This window comes from Nonomuraea sp. NPDC001699 (assembly GCF_053596455.1).
Window position 1 is genome coordinate 606,200 of the sequence record NZ_JBSFGF010000002.1, and the last position, 13,896, is coordinate 620,095.

A 13,896-nucleotide genomic window follows, 5' to 3' on the forward strand; every position below is an offset into this window, starting at 1 on the left:
AAAGGAGAAGGAACTTGCTCACCGTCGGTGACCGCTTCCCCGAGTACGAACTCACGGCCTGTGTCGACCTCGACCCCGACAAGGCGTTCGCTGAGATCAACCACAAGACCTACGAGGGCAAGTGGCGCGTGGTGTTCTTCTGGCCGAAGGACTTCACGTTCGTCTGCCCGACCGAGATCGCCGAGTTCGGCCGTCTCAACGGCGAGTTCGCCGACCGTGACGCCCAGGTGCTCGGTGTCTCCGTCGACTCCGAGTTCGTGCACCACGCCTGGCGCAAGAACCACGACGACCTGCGCGACCTGCCCTTCCCGATGCTGAGCGACATCAAGCGCGAGCTGTCGGAGGCCTGCGGCGTTCTCGGCCAGGACGGCGTCGCCCAGCGCGCCACGTTCATCGTCGACCAGAACAACGAGATCCAGTTCTCGATGGTGACCGCCGGTTCCGTGGGCCGCAACGTCAAGGAGGTCCTGCGGGTCCTCGACGCCCTGCAGTCCGACGAGCTGTGCCCGTGCAACTGGAACAAGGGCGAGGCCGGCCTCGACGCCCAGAAGCTGCTGGCCCAGTGAGCGTCGACAACCTGAAGTCGCTCCTGCCCGACTACGCCAAGGACACCAGGCTCAACCTGGGCTCGGTCACGACCACCTCGTCGCTGACCGACCAGCAGCTCTGGGGCGCGGTCCTGGCGTGCGCGCTGGCCACCAGGTCGGCGCGGGTCATCGCCGAGCTCTCGCAGGACGCCGCCGACCACCTGTCGGCCGAGGCGTTCACCGCCGCCAAGGCGGCCGCGTCGATCATGGCGATGAACAACGTCTACTACCGCGCCACCCACCTGATCGGCGACGAGACGTACGCGACGCTGCCGGCCAGGCTCCGGATGTCGGTGATCGGCAACCCGGGCGTGGACAAGACGGACTTCGAGCTGTGGTGCCTGGCGGTCTCCGCGGTCAACGGCTGCGGCCGCTGCCTGGAGTCGCACGAGCAGGTGCTGCGGGGCGCGGGCATGCCGCGTGAGCAGGTCCAGGAGGCGCTGCGGGTGGCCGCGGTGATCAACGCCACCGCCGCGACCCTGGAGGCCGAGGCCGCACTCCTGACGGTCTGACCTCCTCGCGAGACCTCGAAGGCGGGCGCCCGTACGGGCGCCCGCCTTCGACGTGCGGGGGCCCGACGTGCGGGCTGGACGCGTGGGGGCGGACGTGCGGGCCCGACTTGCGGGGCTGGACGTGCTGCGGGGGCGGACGTGCGGGGCTAGCCGGCCTGGGGCTCGTCGAGCGGTGTGAGCGCCTGGCTGGCCTCCTCGTGCTCCAGGCCCGTGGCCTGCAACAGGTCCACCGCGATCGAGCGCAGCTGCGCGATGATGACGTGCGCGGAGAAGCCCAGCCGCTCGGGCCGTTCCCGGCCGGCCACCGCGAGCAGCGCCTGCCGGGCCAGCAGGGGATCACGCCCGGCGGCCAGCTCCAGTTGCAGCAGCAGCGCCGCCTCCGAGACCTCCCGCATCGCCTCGGCCAGCGCCGTGGGCGGCGGGCTCGCCTCGCCCAGCGCCGCCAGCGTGCGGCGGACCATCACCCGGGCGTTGCGCAGGGCCAGGTCGACGGGCACGGCGGCGGTCTCGTACCGGGCCAGCGCGGCCCGGCGGTGCCAGTGCAGCGGCGAGATCATGGTGATCTCCTTGCTGGTCTCCAGCGCCATCGCGAACTCCTCGACGGCCGCCTGCGTCGTGCGCGCCTCGTCCAGCGCCTCGGTGGCCAGGTCGACGTCCCGCTTCTCGATCGCCTCGGCCGCCTGCTCCAGGACGGTCGACAGCGCGTCCAGCACGCCGGACAGATGCTTGGCCGCGATCGTGAACGGGCTGGCGGGCATCAGCGCGACCGCTGCGACGCCGATGACACCCCCGGTGAGGGCGTCGGCCATGCGGTCGAGGCCGCCGGCGTTCTCGCCGGGCAGCAGCGTGGCCACCAGCACGGCCGAGGACCCCGCCTGCGCGACGAACAGCGCCCCTCCGTTGAGCAGCAGCGCGACGGCCATGGCCAGCCCGACGACCAGCGCGAGCTGCCAGGGCCCCGAGCCGATCCACGACACGAGCAGGTCGCCGACGCCGACGCCGAGGCTCACGCCGACCACCAGCTCGGCGACGCGCCGCAGCCGCTGGCCGAGCCCCACGCCGACGCAGATCAGCACGGAGATCGGCGCGAAGAACGGCCGGGCGTGCCCGAGCAGGTCGACGGCGACGATCCAGGCCAGTGCCGCGCCCACCGCGCACTGCACGATCGAGGGCGCCATGAGGCCGAACGTGCCCAGTCGTTCCCTTACGTGATCGCTGAGCCTCGTTCGCACCTTTCCACCTTGGCGGATCTTTGTGACATTGGGGTCACGTTTGCCCCGTAACACCCGGCTGAATCGCGGCCGGCGCGAGCCGCCTGCGGACGAACACGATGACCGCGACCACGACCGGCGTGGCCATCCACGCGTACGTGGAGTTCTCGCCGACGCCGAAGGCCAGGACGGCGCTGGCCGCCCACAACACGCCGCACCCCCAGTACACCCAGGCCGAGGTGCCCATGCGCCGCCTGTTCGCGTTGCCGTTGAGCAGCCCCTGCGACAGGGCCAGCGTGAACAGCGCGCCCTGGCAGAACATCAGGATCGCCTCCGTCCCCGCGAACAGCGCCAGCGCGACCCCCTTGGACGCCTGGACGTCGACGTCCGCCGCCGACATCTCGCTCCACAGGTTCATCGTGTACGGCAGGAACGCCGAGAACAGCAGCAGCGGCACGTGCAGCAGCAGGACCGGCTGGGAGACCCGGTGGAGCTGGTCGAAGAGCGTGTGGTGGGCCCGCCAGCTGAACCACAGCATGAGGAAGGCCAGCACGAACGCCACGAAGGAGCCCTGGTGGTGGCCCAGGAAACCGGCGAGGTCACGGAAGTCCTCCTCGGCCGGGCGGGGGATCTCCAGGACGAGCAGCGTGATGGCGATCGCGAACACCGCGTCGCTGAACATCCCGACCCGCTCCGGGGTCATGCCGGGACGGGGGGCCGGTGGGGGGCTGGACACAGCGGGTCTCCGAGAATCGTGGGGGGTGACCAGCATAGAGCTCCGGACGTCCGGGGCTCACCCGTCCAGGAAGGCGTCCACCGCGTCCAGGAAGGCGGCCCGCTCGGTGGCGTGGACGAGGTGCCCGGCCTCGATCGTGACCAGTTCGGCGCCGGGGATCAGGCGGGCCAGCGCGGGGGCGTCGAACGGGCTCTGCCGCCCGCCCGACAGCACCAGCGTGGGCGCCGTGATCCTGCCCAGCTCGGCGGCCAGCGCCGGGTCGGGATCGACGATGTACGGCTCGGTCTGGTGCATCATCCGCCAGTCGAACGCGGTGGAGTCGTCCTCCACGAGAGGCTGCCGCCCCTCGATCGGGTACGGCGGCGTGACGTCCTCCAGCACCAGCCGCTCGACGCGTCCCGGGTGGCGCATGGCCACGTGGTAGGACACCATGCCGCCCAGCGAGTGCCCGACCAGCCGGACGCGGCCGAGGCCCAGATGGTCGAGGAGCGCCACGATGTCCTCGGCCATCGTGCTCACCGCGTACTCGCCGGGCCGGTCGCTGGCCCCGTGGCCGCGCAGGTCGGGGGCGAGGACGTGGTGGCGGGCGGCGAAGTGCTGGGTGATGCCGTTCCAGTCGTTGTGGTTCGCGGTCCTGCCGTGGACGAGGACCAGCGGGGGAGCAGCGGGGTCGCCCTCCTCGCGGTAGACGAGCTTGATGCCGTTGACGTGGGCTTCGCGAATCACATCCGGGAACACTACCTTCGGTGCTTTTGTGAGCTTCGAGGTTCCGCCGAGAGCTTGAGAGGCGAGCGCACCTTGACATCGCGGCGGCCGTTCATGGGCAGACATTGCCCATGAACCTCGCCGGGCCGCTCGGCTAGCGTCGCGACGGTGGGGAAGCCGGTACTGGAGAAGGGGCAACGCATGCCGGACCCGATTGAAGTGCGAAAGGTGCCGATCGAGAGCGTGACCGACGCCTCCGGGCTGTCACGGCTCATCGCGGACGGGGTGATCGAGGCGCGCCGGGTGCTCGCGGTGATCGGCAAGACCGAGGGCAACGGCGGCGTCAACGACTACACGCGCATCCTGGCCGACCGCGCCTTCCGCGAGGTCCTGGCCGAGCACGGCCACCCGTCCCCCGAGAGCGTGCCGCTGGTGTGGTCGGGCGGCACCGACGGCGTCCTCAGCCCGCACGCCACCGTCTTCGCCACCACGGCGGACGCCCCGGCCGGCGACGAGCCGCGCCTGTCGGTGGGCGTGGCGATGAGCGAGGTGATCCTGCCGGAGGACATCGGCCGCCCGGCGATGGTGGAGAAGGTGGCCGCCGGGGTGCGGGAGGCCATGAAGATCGCCGGCATCGACGACCCGCGCGACGTGCACTACGTGCAGACCAAGACGCCGCTGCTCACCCTGGCCACGATCACCGAGGCCAGGAGCCGCGGCCAGGACACCGCCATCGAGGAGACCGGCCCGTCGATGGACCTGTCCAACTCCACCACCGCGCTCGGCATCGCGGTCGCGCTCGGCGAGATCGACATACCGGCCGCCGACCAGATCCACAAGGACCTGTCGCTGTACTCGTCGGTGGCCTCGTGCTCGTCCGGGGTGGAGCTGGACCGGGCGCAGATCGTGCTGGTGGGGAACGTGCGCGGCATCGGCGGGCGCTACCGCATCGGGCACAGCGTCATGAAGGACGCGCTCGACGCCGACGGCATCTGGGACGCCATCAGGGACGCCGGTCTGCCGCTGCCCGACCGCCCCCACCCCTCCGACCTCGGCGGGCGGCTGGTCAACGTGTTCATGAAGTGCGAGGCCGACCCGTCGGGGCGGGTGCGCGGGCGGCGCAACATCATGCTGGACGACTCCGACGTGCACTGGCACCGGCAGATCAAGGCGGCCGTCGGCGGGGTGGCGGCCTCGGTCACCGGCGACCCCGCGGTGTTCGTCTCGGTGGCCGCCGTGCACCAGGGGCCCTCGGGCGGCGGCCCGGTCGCGGCCATCGCCGACCTCGGCTAGCGCCAGGGCATCACGCCCCGCACCGGCAGGACCACGCCGGGAACCGGGGCGTGGGCAGCCGCGGGTAGTCTCATTCGCTGTGCCGACCATCCCGCAACCACTCGACCCCGACGACGACGGCAGCGCCGCCCCCGCGGTGGCCGCCGCCCTGGCCGCCTACGAGGCGGGCACGTGCGGCCCCGCCGACGTGCTGGCCGCCCTGAGCGGCGCGCGGCTGCTGGTGCCGGTGGTCGCCCTGCTGACCGAGTCCGAGGTCGGCGAGCACGGGCTGCGCCAGGAGAAGGAGAGCGAGATGGCGCTGCCCAAGCTCGTCGGCGCGGACGGCAGGCACGCGGTGCTCGCCTTCACCGGCACCGACGCGCTGACCAGGTGGCGCGAGGACGCCCGGCCCATCCAGACCGGCACGCTCCAGGTCTGCCGGGCGGCCGTGCACGAGGAGGCCGCAGCGGTCGTGGTCGACGTGGCCGGGCCGGTGCAGTTCGTGATCGAGGGCGAGGTGCTGCGGGCGCTGGCCGCGGTCGAGTCCGGCACCGTCGACCAGCTCAGCGGCGTCACCGTCGCCAGGATGGAGCCGGCCCCGCCCCGCCGCCGCTGGTTCTCCCGCAGAAGCGGCTGACGCCGCCCTCCACGCGCCCGTCCCCGCGGACGGCCGGACGCGCCGACGCCCCCGGCCGGTGCAGGTCACCGGCCGGGGGCGTCCGCGGACGTCCTCAGGAGACGGTCAGGTAGAACCCGGTGTCGGCCGCCACGCCGTTGGCGAGCTGGCTGTAGACGGCGACCGCCCGGTAGTGGCCGCCGCAGATCGCCGCCCCACGCTGCACCGCCAGCGAACGCGGGTAGGTGGCCCGGCCCGTCGGCGTCACGTGGATCACCACGGCGCCGTCGTAGTCGATGTCCTCACCGAGGATCACGCAGTACGTCCCGCGGAACAGGCGCTTGACCTCCTCGACGTTCTTGCCGTCGGCCACCGTGCCGTCCGCCTCGACGACGGCCGAGGCCTGGGCGTACGGGGTGTCCGCGTGCGCCGCCGCCGGAGTGAGGACGGCGGCCGCGGCGAGCGCGGCGACTGCGGCGCGCCGGATGATGTTCATATCGGGTGCTCCTTCGGTTCTCGGATCAGGAGATGGTCAGGTCGAAGCCGCCGTCGGCGAGCCGGCCGGTGCTGGTGTCGTAGACGCCGACGGTGATGGTGTTGGTCTCGTGGCAGGTCGCCGACGGGCTCCGGTAGGCGATGAACGGCAGGCGGCGGGGCGCCCGCGGAGTGATCTGGATCACCGCGGCGGACGTGGTGACGTGCTTGTCGACCATCACGCAGTAGCGGCCGGTCGAGGCCCGCCACGTCTTGAGGATGTTCTTGCCGTTGTTCAGCTCGCCGTCCGCGTCGACGATCGCCGCGGCCCGCGCGTACGGGGCCTGCAGGTCGGCGTACGCGGCGGGGCCGGTCATGATGAGGCTTGCGGCGCTCAGCGCGAGGCCGCCGGCCAGGATGCCACGGAACATGGGTCTTCCTCTCGGTCACTCTTCCGGGGGGGCCACGACAGAAAGTAGGTTCCCGACGACCCTCCGGAGCGCGTGCCACCCCGGCCCGGACGATCAAAGTTCCTTGGGGGATCGCCCCCGAACCCATGACCGCCGGAGTGCGTCGTGGCCCACCGTCCGGAGCGCGAAGGCCCGCCGGGGCGCGGCTTCGCGCTTGGCGAGCGCCATACCCGGACCGCCCGGCGCGATCCCGGGACGGCCGCCGGGCCGCCGCATTAAGGTCGGCTCGTGGTCGCACTGATGGCGCTGCTCGGTCTGGTCGCCGGACGCCAGGTCAGGGCCCTGGCCGACTCCTACGACGACCTCGCGCCCCCGCCGCCCTGGCCGCCCGGCGTGGAAGTGCTGACCGCCGCCGTGACGGCGCTGACCGCCTGGCTCGCCGGGCCGCCGTACGCCGGTCTCGCGCTGGCCGGCACGGCGCTGGCGGTCATCGACTGGCGCACCACCCTGCTGCCCGACGCGATCACGCTGCCCGCGTACCCGATCATCGCACTGACCCTGCTCCCCACCGGGGAGCTGCCGCGCGCGCTCCTTGGCGCGGCGGCGCTGGCGGCCGTCTACGGCCTGCTGTGGTTCGCCCGGCCCGACGCGATGGGGCTCGGCGACGTCAAGCTGGCCGGTCTCATCGGCATGGCGGCGGCCGCGACGAGCTGGCAGGCGTGGGTGGCCGCGGCGTTCGCCGGGCAGGCGCTCGGCGCCCTGTACGCGGTCGCGCTGCTGCTCACCCGGCGGGGCGACCGGCACACCCAGTTCCCTTTCGGGCCGTTCATGCTGCTCGGGGCTTTTGTGGTGCTCTGTCTCGGCTGGTGAACGACGGACATCCCACCCGGCCGCACGTGGAAGACTTGGAGTCATGTTGCGCTGGTTGACGGCCGGAGAGTCCCACGGCCCCGAACTCGTTGCCATCCTCGAAGGACTGCCCGCCGGGGTCGAGGTGACCACGGCCGCGATCGACGAGGCCCTGCGCCGCCGCCGGCTCGGCTACGGCCGCGGCGCCCGGATGAAGTTCGAGCAGGACCAGGTCACGATCGTCGGCGGCGTACGCCACGGCCGCACCATGGGCAGCCCGGTCGCCGTCCGCGTCGGCAACACCGAGTGGCCCAAGTGGGAGAAGGTCATGTCGGCCGACCCGGTCGACCCGGCCGAGCTGGAGGGCCTGGGCCGCAACGCGCCGCGGTCCCGCCCCCGCCCCGGCCACGCCGACCTGGCCGGCATGCAGAAGTACGGCTTCGACGACGCCCGCCAGGTGCTCGACCGGGCCAGCGCCCGCGAGACCGCCGCCCGCGTCGCGCTCGGCGAGGTCGCCAGGCGCTTCCTGAAGCAGGCGCTCGGCGTCGACATCCTCAGCCACGTCACCTCCATCGGCGGCGCGCAGACACCCACCGAGATCCTGCCCGGCCCCGGCGACCTGTCCAGGATCGACGAAGACCCGGTCCGCTGCTCCGACGCCGAGGGCAGCGCCGCCATGGTCGCCGTGATCGACCAGGCCCACAAGGACGGCGACACGCTCGGCGGCGTCGTCGAGGTGCTCGCCTACGGCCTGCCGCCCGGCCTGGGCAGCTACACCCACTGGGACCGCCGGCTCGACTCCCGGCTCGCCGCGGCCCTCATGGGCATCCAGGCGATCAAGGGCGTCGCGGTCGGCGACGGCTTCGAGACCGCCCGGCGGCCCGGCTCGCGCGCCCACGACGAGATCGAGTACACCGCCGCGAGCGGCGTCAAGCGCGTCACCAACCGCGCGGGCGGCGTCGAGGGCGGCATGACCAACGGCGAGGTTCTGCGGGTCAGCGCCGCCATGAAGCCCATCTCCACCGTGCCGAGGGCCCTGGCCACCATCGACGTCAAGACCGGCGAGGCCGCCAAGGCCCACCACGAGCGCTCCGACGTGTGCGCCGTCCCGGCCGCGGGCATCGTGGCCGAGGCCATGGTCGCGCTGGTGCTGGCCGACGCGGCCCTGGAGAAGTTCGGCGGCGACTCGGTGGAGGAGGTCGCCCGCAACCTGTCCGGCTACCTCTCCTCGATGGTGATCAAGTGACGGCCTCGCGGCGCGAACGAGAAGAGGTGAGCGACCAATGACCAGAGCCGTGCTCATCGGCCCGCCCGGATCCGGCAAGACCACGCTCGGACGGCTGCTCGCCGAGCGGCTCGGCGTCGCCTTCCGCGACACCGACGCCGACGTCGAGGCCGTGGCCGGCAAGCCGGTCGCCGACATCTTCGTCGAGGACGGCGAGGCCCGCTTCCGCGAGCTGGAGCACGAGGCCGTGCGCCGCGCCCTGGCCGAGCACGACGGCGTCCTGTCGCTCGGCGGCGGCGCCGTGCTCAACGAGGAGACCCAGGCCCTGCTCGCCGGTCACCACGTGGTCTACCTCCAGGTGGGCCTGGCCGACGCGGTCCAGCGGGTCGGCCTCGCCTCGGCCAGGCCGCTGCTCGTGCTCAACCCGCGCAGCCAGCTCAAGAAGCTGATGGAGGAGCGGCGGCCGGTCTACGAGCGGCTGGCCGTCGTCACGCTCGCCACCGACAAGCGCGAGCCCGGCGAGCTCGCCGACGAGATCCTGGAGGGCCTGCCGGCATGACCGCGACGCGGATCTCCGTCTCCGGCGACAGCCCCTACGACGTCGTGGTGGGCAGCGGCGTGCAGGCCGAGCTGCCGGGCCTGTTCAGGCCGGGTGTGCGCACGGTCGCCGTCGTCCGCCCGCAGGGCCTGCCCGAGCTGTCCCGCCCGGTTCTCGCGGCGCTGGCCGAGGCCGGCTACGAGGTGGCCGACCTGCCCGTCCCCGACGGCGAGGCGTGCAAGACGCCCGAGGTGGCCGCCGGCCTGTGGTCCGCGCTCGGCCGCCACGGCCTGACCCGCTCCGACGCCGTCGTCGGCGTGGGCGGGGGCGCGACGACCGACCTGGCCGGGTTCGTGGCCGGCACCTGGCTGCGCGGCGTGCAGGTCGTGCTCGTGCCGACGACGCTGCTGGCCATGGTCGACGCCGCCGTCGGCGGCAAGAACGGCATCGACACCCCCGAGGGCAAGAACCTGGTGGGCACGTTCCTGCCGCCCGCCGGGGTGCTCTGCGACCTGGCCGTGCTGCCCGGCATGCCGAAGGCCGACTACGTGGCGGGGCTCGCCGAGATCGTCAAGGGCGGCTTCATCGCCGATCCGGAGATCCTCGCGCTCGTCGAGGCCGACCCCGAGGGCGCCACCAGGCCCGACGGCCCCCACACCCGCGAGCTGATCGAGCGCAAGATCCGCGTCAAGGCCGACGTCGTGGGCGCCGACCTGCGCGAGCAGGGCCTGCGCGAGATCCTCAACTACGGCCACACGCTCGCCCACGCCATCGAGCGCGACGAGCACTACACGATCCGCCACGGCGAGGCCGTCGCCGTCGGCATGGTCTACGCCGCCGAGCTGTCCCGGCTGTCCGGCCGCGCCGACCTGGTGGGCCGCACCCGCGCGATCCTCACCTCCGTGGGCCTGCCGGTCTCCTACCGCGCCGACGCCTGGCCGCGGCTGCGCGACCACATGCGGCTGGACAAGAAGAACCGCGGCGCCAAGCAGCGCTTCGTCGTCCTCGACGACCTGGCCAGGCCCGCCCGGCTCGAAGACCCCGCCGAAGAGCTGCTCGAAGCCGCCTACAAGGAGATCGCGCGATGATCCTCGTGCTCAACGGCCCCAACCTGAGCAGGCTCGGCACCCGCGAGCCCGACGTCTACGGGGCCGAGACGCTTGAGGACCTCGCCGAGCTGTGCCGCGACACCGGCCGCAAACTCGGCGAGCACGTCGAGGTGCGCCAGACCGACGACGAGGCCGAGCTGATCGGCTGGCTGCACGAGGCCGCCGACGGCCGCATCCCCGTCGTGCTCAACCCGGCCGCCTTCACCCACTACTCCTACGCCGTGCGCGACGCCATCGCCCAGCGCACCGCCCCGCTCGTCGAGGTGCACATCAGCAACCCCGCGGCCAGGGAAGAGTTTCGCCACACCTCGGTCGTCGCCGGGGTGGCGACGGGCACGATCGCCGGATTCGGACTACAGTCCTACGTCCTGGCGCTACACGCTATCGCGGAGATGAACAGCAGCTCATGAGGCAATACAAGTCCTTCGTCGCCCTCGGGGACAGTTTCACGGAAGGACTGAACGATCCAGGCCCCGACGGGCACTACCGCGGCTGGGCCGACCGGGTCGCCGAACGGCTCGCCGCGGACGACCCGGCGTTCCGCTATGCGAACCTGGCCGTCCGCGGCAAGCTGCTCGACCAGATCATCGCCGAGCAGGTGCCGAGGGCCGTCGAGATGGGCCCCGACCTGGTGAGCTTCTGCGCGGGCGGCAACGACCTGCTGCGGCCGGGCAGCGACCCCGACGTGATGGCCAAGCGCCTGTCCCGCGCGGTGCGCGACCTGCGGGCCGGAGGCGCGGACGTGCTGCTGTTCACCGGGGTCGACCCGCGTGACACGCCGCTGATGCGGCGGCTGCGCGGCCGGTTCGCCATCTTCTACCTGCACATCCGCTCCATCGCCGACCTCTACGGGTGCCGGCTGGTCGACCAGTGGTCGATGCAGGGGCTGCGCGACTGGCGGGCCTGGAGCGCCGACCGCCTGCACATGAACGAGGACGGACATCGGCTGGTGGCCGCCCGCGTGCTCGACGTGCTGGGGGTGCCGTTCGACGACTGGCGCAAGGAGTGGCCGGAGCGCATGGTCGACCCTCGGGCGCGGCGCCGCGAGGACGCCCTGTGGATCCGCGAGCACCTGATGCCGTGGATGTCCCGCCGCCTGCGCGGCACCTCCTCCGGCGACGGCCTCACCCCGAAGCGCCCCGACCTCACCCCGTTCTAGCTCTCCCGCCGCCGGGTCAGGGCCTTTTTCCCGTACGGCTTCGCCTGGTCGGCCCACCCGCCGTACTCCGGCCCGGGGCCGTCCAGGAAACGCCCGCTGACCCTTCACCGGCGGGCCGCCGCGACGCGAGCCCGCCTTGCCCCTCTCCGTGGTGTGCCGTGACCTGCGTGAAAGGTCAGGACTCGGTGGACAGGCGCTTGAGGGCGGCGCGGGGGACGGCCGGGTCGGTGGTGCGCCAGAAGGGCGGCAGCGAGCCCAGGAGGAAACCGCTGTAACGGGCCGTGGCCAGGCGCGGGTCGAGGACCGCGATGACGCCCTTGTCGTTCTGGGCGCGCAGCAGCCGGCCGGTGCCCTGGGCCAGCAGCAGGGCCGCGTGGTTGGCGGCCACCGCCATGAATCCGTTGCCGCCGCGCGCCGCCACGTGGCGCTGGCGGGCCGAGGTGAGCGGGTCGTCGGGACGCGGGAACGGGACCCGGTCGATGATGACCAGCCGCAGCGACGGCCCCGGGACGTCGACCCCCTGCCACAGCGACAACGTGCCGAACAGGCAGGTCGGCTCGTCCTCGGCGAACTGCTTGACCAGCAGCATGGTGGAGTCGTCGCCCTGGCACAACAGCGGCACGTCGAGCCGCTCGCGCAGCGCCTCGGTGGCGGCCTTGGCGGCCCGCATCGAGGAGAACAGCCCCAGCGTGCGCCCGCCGGCCGCCTCGATCAGCTCGGTGATCTCGTCGAGATACTGCTCCGGAAGCCCGTCGCGGCCCGGCTGGGGGAGGTGTTTGGCGACGTAGAGGATGCCGGCGCGCGGGTGGTCGAACGGCGAGCCGACGTCGATGCCCTGCCAGCGCTTGCTGTCGCCCAGCCCCCACTGCGCGGCCAGCCCCTCGAACGTGCCGCCGAGGGCGAGCGTGGCGGAGGTGAGCACCACCGTGCGCTCGCCGAACAGCCGGTCGCGCAGCATGCCGCTCACGCTCAGCGGCGCGACCCGCAACATGGGCGGACGGCGGTCGGTGGCGCCGTCGAGCCAGACCACCTCGGCGCGGTCGGCCTCGGAGGCGTGGCCGTAGGCGTCGAGCATGCGGACGGCGGTGTCGTGCACCTCGTCGAGCGCGGTGAAGGCGGCCTTGCGCTGGCCCGCCTTGTCGGGGTCGTCCTTGTCGGCGTTGCGCGGGCCCATGGCGGTGACGCAGCGCCAGGCGGTGTCGCGGATGAGCTGCAGCGTGAGCCCGAGCACCTGCGGCAGCTCGTCGATGCGGCCGGGCGGTGCGGCGGCCAGCAGCGCCTTGAGGTCTTCGCCCGCCTCCATGAGCTGGTCGGCGAGCGGCTGCTCGATCAGCCGGCCGACGCGGCGCACGGCCAGCATCACCGACGCCTCCGACAGCTCGGCGGTGACCACCGAGGTCACCCGGTCGACCAGCTCGTGGGCCTCGTCGACGACGACGACGTCGTGCTCGGGCAGCACCGGCAGGTCGCCCATGGCGTCGATGGCCAGCAGCGCGTGGTTGGTCACCACGACGTCGACCTCGCCCGCGCGCGCCCTGGCCAGCTCGGCGAAGCACTCAGGGCCGCTCGGGCAGCGGGTGGCGCCCAGGCACTCCTGCGCGCTCACCGAGAACTGCCGCCAGGCCTGCTCGCTCACCCCGGGCACCAGCTCGTCGCGGTCGCCCGTCTCGGTCTCGTCGGCCCACTCCTGGATGCGCTGGACCATGCGGCCGGTGGCGCTCACCTCGCGCGGGTCGAAGAGCTGGTCCTGCTCGTCCTCCTCGGGCCAGCCCGCCGTCGCCTTGTAGCGGCACAGGTAGTTGCGCCGGCCCTTGAGGATGGCGAACGTCGGCTCGTGCGGCAGCTCCTTGCCCAGCGCCTCGGCCAGCCGGGGCAGGTCGCGGTCGACGAGCTGGCGCTGCAGCGCGATGGTGGCCGTGGAGATCACGACGGGCGTGTCGCTGTCCATGGCGTGCCGGATCGAGGGCACCAGGTACGCCAGCGACTTGCCGGTGCCCGTGCCCGCCTGGACGGCCAGGTGCTCCTCGTCGTCGATGGCCTTCTGGACGGCCTTGACCATGGTGATCTGGCCTTGCCGTTCGCTCCCTCCGAGAGCGCCGACCGCGATGCTGAGCAGTTCGTCCGTTGACGGGAGATGGGAGTCCGGCACGGTCGTCAACGGTACCCGCAATCCCGGGCCGACGCGCCGGACGCGGTGTGTTCGGCCATGCGCATCCCGGCGTTCACGGGCCCCTTTCGCGGGTCGCGTGGCACACTGTCGATCGGAACTCCAACTGGTCAGGACGATCTTGCTCGTGTGGTCAGTGGGGTTTACGGTCTCAGTGGTGAGACCGTTTAGGTAGGGTTTTCCGGGGTTGAGTGGACGAATAAAGGCTGGTTAAAGCAGTATGTCTGCCATGTCGGAAGTTGTCCCGTTGCCGTCGTTCGGCGAAGTCTTCTTCGATGCACGAGGTCAGGAGCGGTGCCTCCGGGTCACGTGGCATGAGGGCACAT

At 72.4% G+C, this 13,896-nt stretch carries 16 protein-coding genes; 10 read left to right on the forward strand and 6 right to left on the reverse strand.

What is annotated here, in order from left to right; translation table 11 throughout:
* The first annotated feature begins 14 nt into the window (after positions 1-14).
* Positions 15-566: a peroxiredoxin gene (locus ACWCSU_RS08355; protein ID WP_357698274.1), complete on the forward strand. Its 552-nt coding sequence runs from the start codon at positions 15-17 to the stop codon at positions 564-566.
* Positions 563-1,099, forward strand: coding sequence for a carboxymuconolactone decarboxylase family protein (locus ACWCSU_RS08360; RefSeq protein ID WP_357698276.1), 537 nt, complete (start codon positions 563-565; stop codon positions 1,097-1,099). The genes ACWCSU_RS08355 and ACWCSU_RS08360 overlap by 4 nt, the downstream gene beginning before the upstream one ends.
* Positions 1,100-1,245: 146 nt before the next feature.
* Here ACWCSU_RS08360 and ACWCSU_RS08365 read toward each other — a convergent pair whose 3' ends face one another.
* From ACWCSU_RS08365 to ACWCSU_RS08375, 3 genes are all read right to left on the reverse strand, one after another.
* Positions 1,246-2,331 carry an FUSC family protein gene (locus ACWCSU_RS08365; protein WP_449934444.1) on the reverse strand — a complete coding sequence of 362 codons (1,086 nt, stop codon included), beginning with the start codon at positions 2,329-2,331 and terminating at the stop codon, positions 1,246-1,248.
* Between the two features lie 34 nt (positions 2,332-2,365).
* Entirely contained in the window at positions 2,366-3,013 is a 648-nt protein-coding gene (locus ACWCSU_RS08370; protein ID WP_357698280.1) for a TMEM175 family protein, read from the reverse strand.
* Between the two features lie 90 nt (positions 3,014-3,103).
* Entirely contained in the window at positions 3,104-3,772 is a 669-nt protein-coding gene (locus tag ACWCSU_RS08375) for an alpha/beta fold hydrolase (protein ID WP_449934447.1), read from the reverse strand.
* Between the two features lie 180 nt (positions 3,773-3,952).
* Between ACWCSU_RS08375 and bar the strand changes: the two genes are divergently transcribed.
* Both bar and ACWCSU_RS08385 read left to right on the forward strand, forming a co-directional pair.
* Positions 3,953-5,044 (forward strand): barbiturase, encoded by a 1,092-nt coding sequence (bar, locus tag ACWCSU_RS08380; protein WP_449934449.1) that lies wholly within the window; start codon positions 3,953-3,955, stop codon positions 5,042-5,044.
* Positions 5,045-5,123: 79 nt separating this feature from the next.
* Positions 5,124-5,660, forward strand: coding sequence for an SseB family protein (locus tag ACWCSU_RS08385; protein WP_357698286.1), 537 nt, complete (start codon positions 5,124-5,126; stop codon positions 5,658-5,660).
* Positions 5,661-5,754: 94 nt separating this feature from the next.
* On the opposite strand, the gene ACWCSU_RS08390 is transcribed toward ACWCSU_RS08385, so the two are convergent.
* Both ACWCSU_RS08390 and ACWCSU_RS08395 read right to left on the reverse strand, forming a co-directional pair.
* The gene (locus ACWCSU_RS08390) at positions 5,755-6,135 is read right to left on the reverse strand and encodes a hypothetical protein (RefSeq protein ID WP_449934451.1); all 381 of its coding nucleotides are present in this window, start codon (positions 6,133-6,135) and stop codon (positions 5,755-5,757) included.
* A gap of 25 nt (positions 6,136-6,160) precedes the next feature.
* On the reverse strand, positions 6,161-6,544 hold the full coding sequence (locus tag ACWCSU_RS08395; protein ID WP_357701340.1) for a hypothetical protein: 384 nt from the start codon (positions 6,542-6,544) through the stop codon (positions 6,161-6,163).
* A 267-nt stretch (positions 6,545-6,811) separates the two neighbouring features.
* On the opposite strand from ACWCSU_RS08395, the gene ACWCSU_RS08400 reads away from it, so the two are divergent.
* The 6 genes from ACWCSU_RS08400 to ACWCSU_RS08425 are packed head-to-tail and all read left to right on the forward strand — an operon-like array spanning position 6,812 to position 11,403.
* On the forward strand, positions 6,812-7,393 hold the full coding sequence (locus ACWCSU_RS08400; protein WP_357701338.1) for an A24 family peptidase: 582 nt from the start codon (positions 6,812-6,814) through the stop codon (positions 7,391-7,393).
* A 43-nt stretch (positions 7,394-7,436) separates the two neighbouring features.
* Positions 7,437-8,618 (forward strand): chorismate synthase, encoded by a 1,182-nt coding sequence (aroC, locus tag ACWCSU_RS08405; protein WP_357701336.1) that lies wholly within the window; start codon positions 7,437-7,439, stop codon positions 8,616-8,618.
* Between the two features lie 37 nt (positions 8,619-8,655).
* Positions 8,656-9,156: a shikimate kinase gene (locus tag ACWCSU_RS08410; RefSeq protein WP_364089746.1), complete on the forward strand. Its 501-nt coding sequence runs from the start codon at positions 8,656-8,658 to the stop codon at positions 9,154-9,156.
* Positions 9,153-10,223 (forward strand): 3-dehydroquinate synthase, encoded by a 1,071-nt coding sequence (aroB, locus tag ACWCSU_RS08415; RefSeq protein ID WP_357701332.1) that lies wholly within the window; start codon positions 9,153-9,155, stop codon positions 10,221-10,223. Before ACWCSU_RS08410 ends, aroB begins: the two co-directional genes overlap by 4 nt.
* Entirely contained in the window at positions 10,220-10,654 is a 435-nt protein-coding gene (gene aroQ / locus ACWCSU_RS08420) for a type II 3-dehydroquinate dehydratase (RefSeq protein WP_357701330.1), read from the forward strand. Before aroB ends, aroQ begins: the two co-directional genes overlap by 4 nt.
* Positions 10,651-11,403 carry an SGNH/GDSL hydrolase family protein gene (locus ACWCSU_RS08425; protein ID WP_357701328.1) on the forward strand — a complete coding sequence of 251 codons (753 nt, stop codon included), beginning with the start codon at positions 10,651-10,653 and terminating at the stop codon, positions 11,401-11,403. Before aroQ ends, ACWCSU_RS08425 begins: the two co-directional genes overlap by 4 nt.
* A gap of 175 nt (positions 11,404-11,578) precedes the next feature.
* Here the strand turns inward: ACWCSU_RS08425 and ACWCSU_RS08430 are convergent, their stop codons facing one another.
* Positions 11,579-13,552 carry an ATP-dependent DNA helicase gene (locus ACWCSU_RS08430; RefSeq protein WP_449934456.1) on the reverse strand — a complete coding sequence of 658 codons (1,974 nt, stop codon included), beginning with the start codon at positions 13,550-13,552 and terminating at the stop codon, positions 11,579-11,581.
* Positions 13,553-13,896 lie beyond the last annotated feature (344 nt).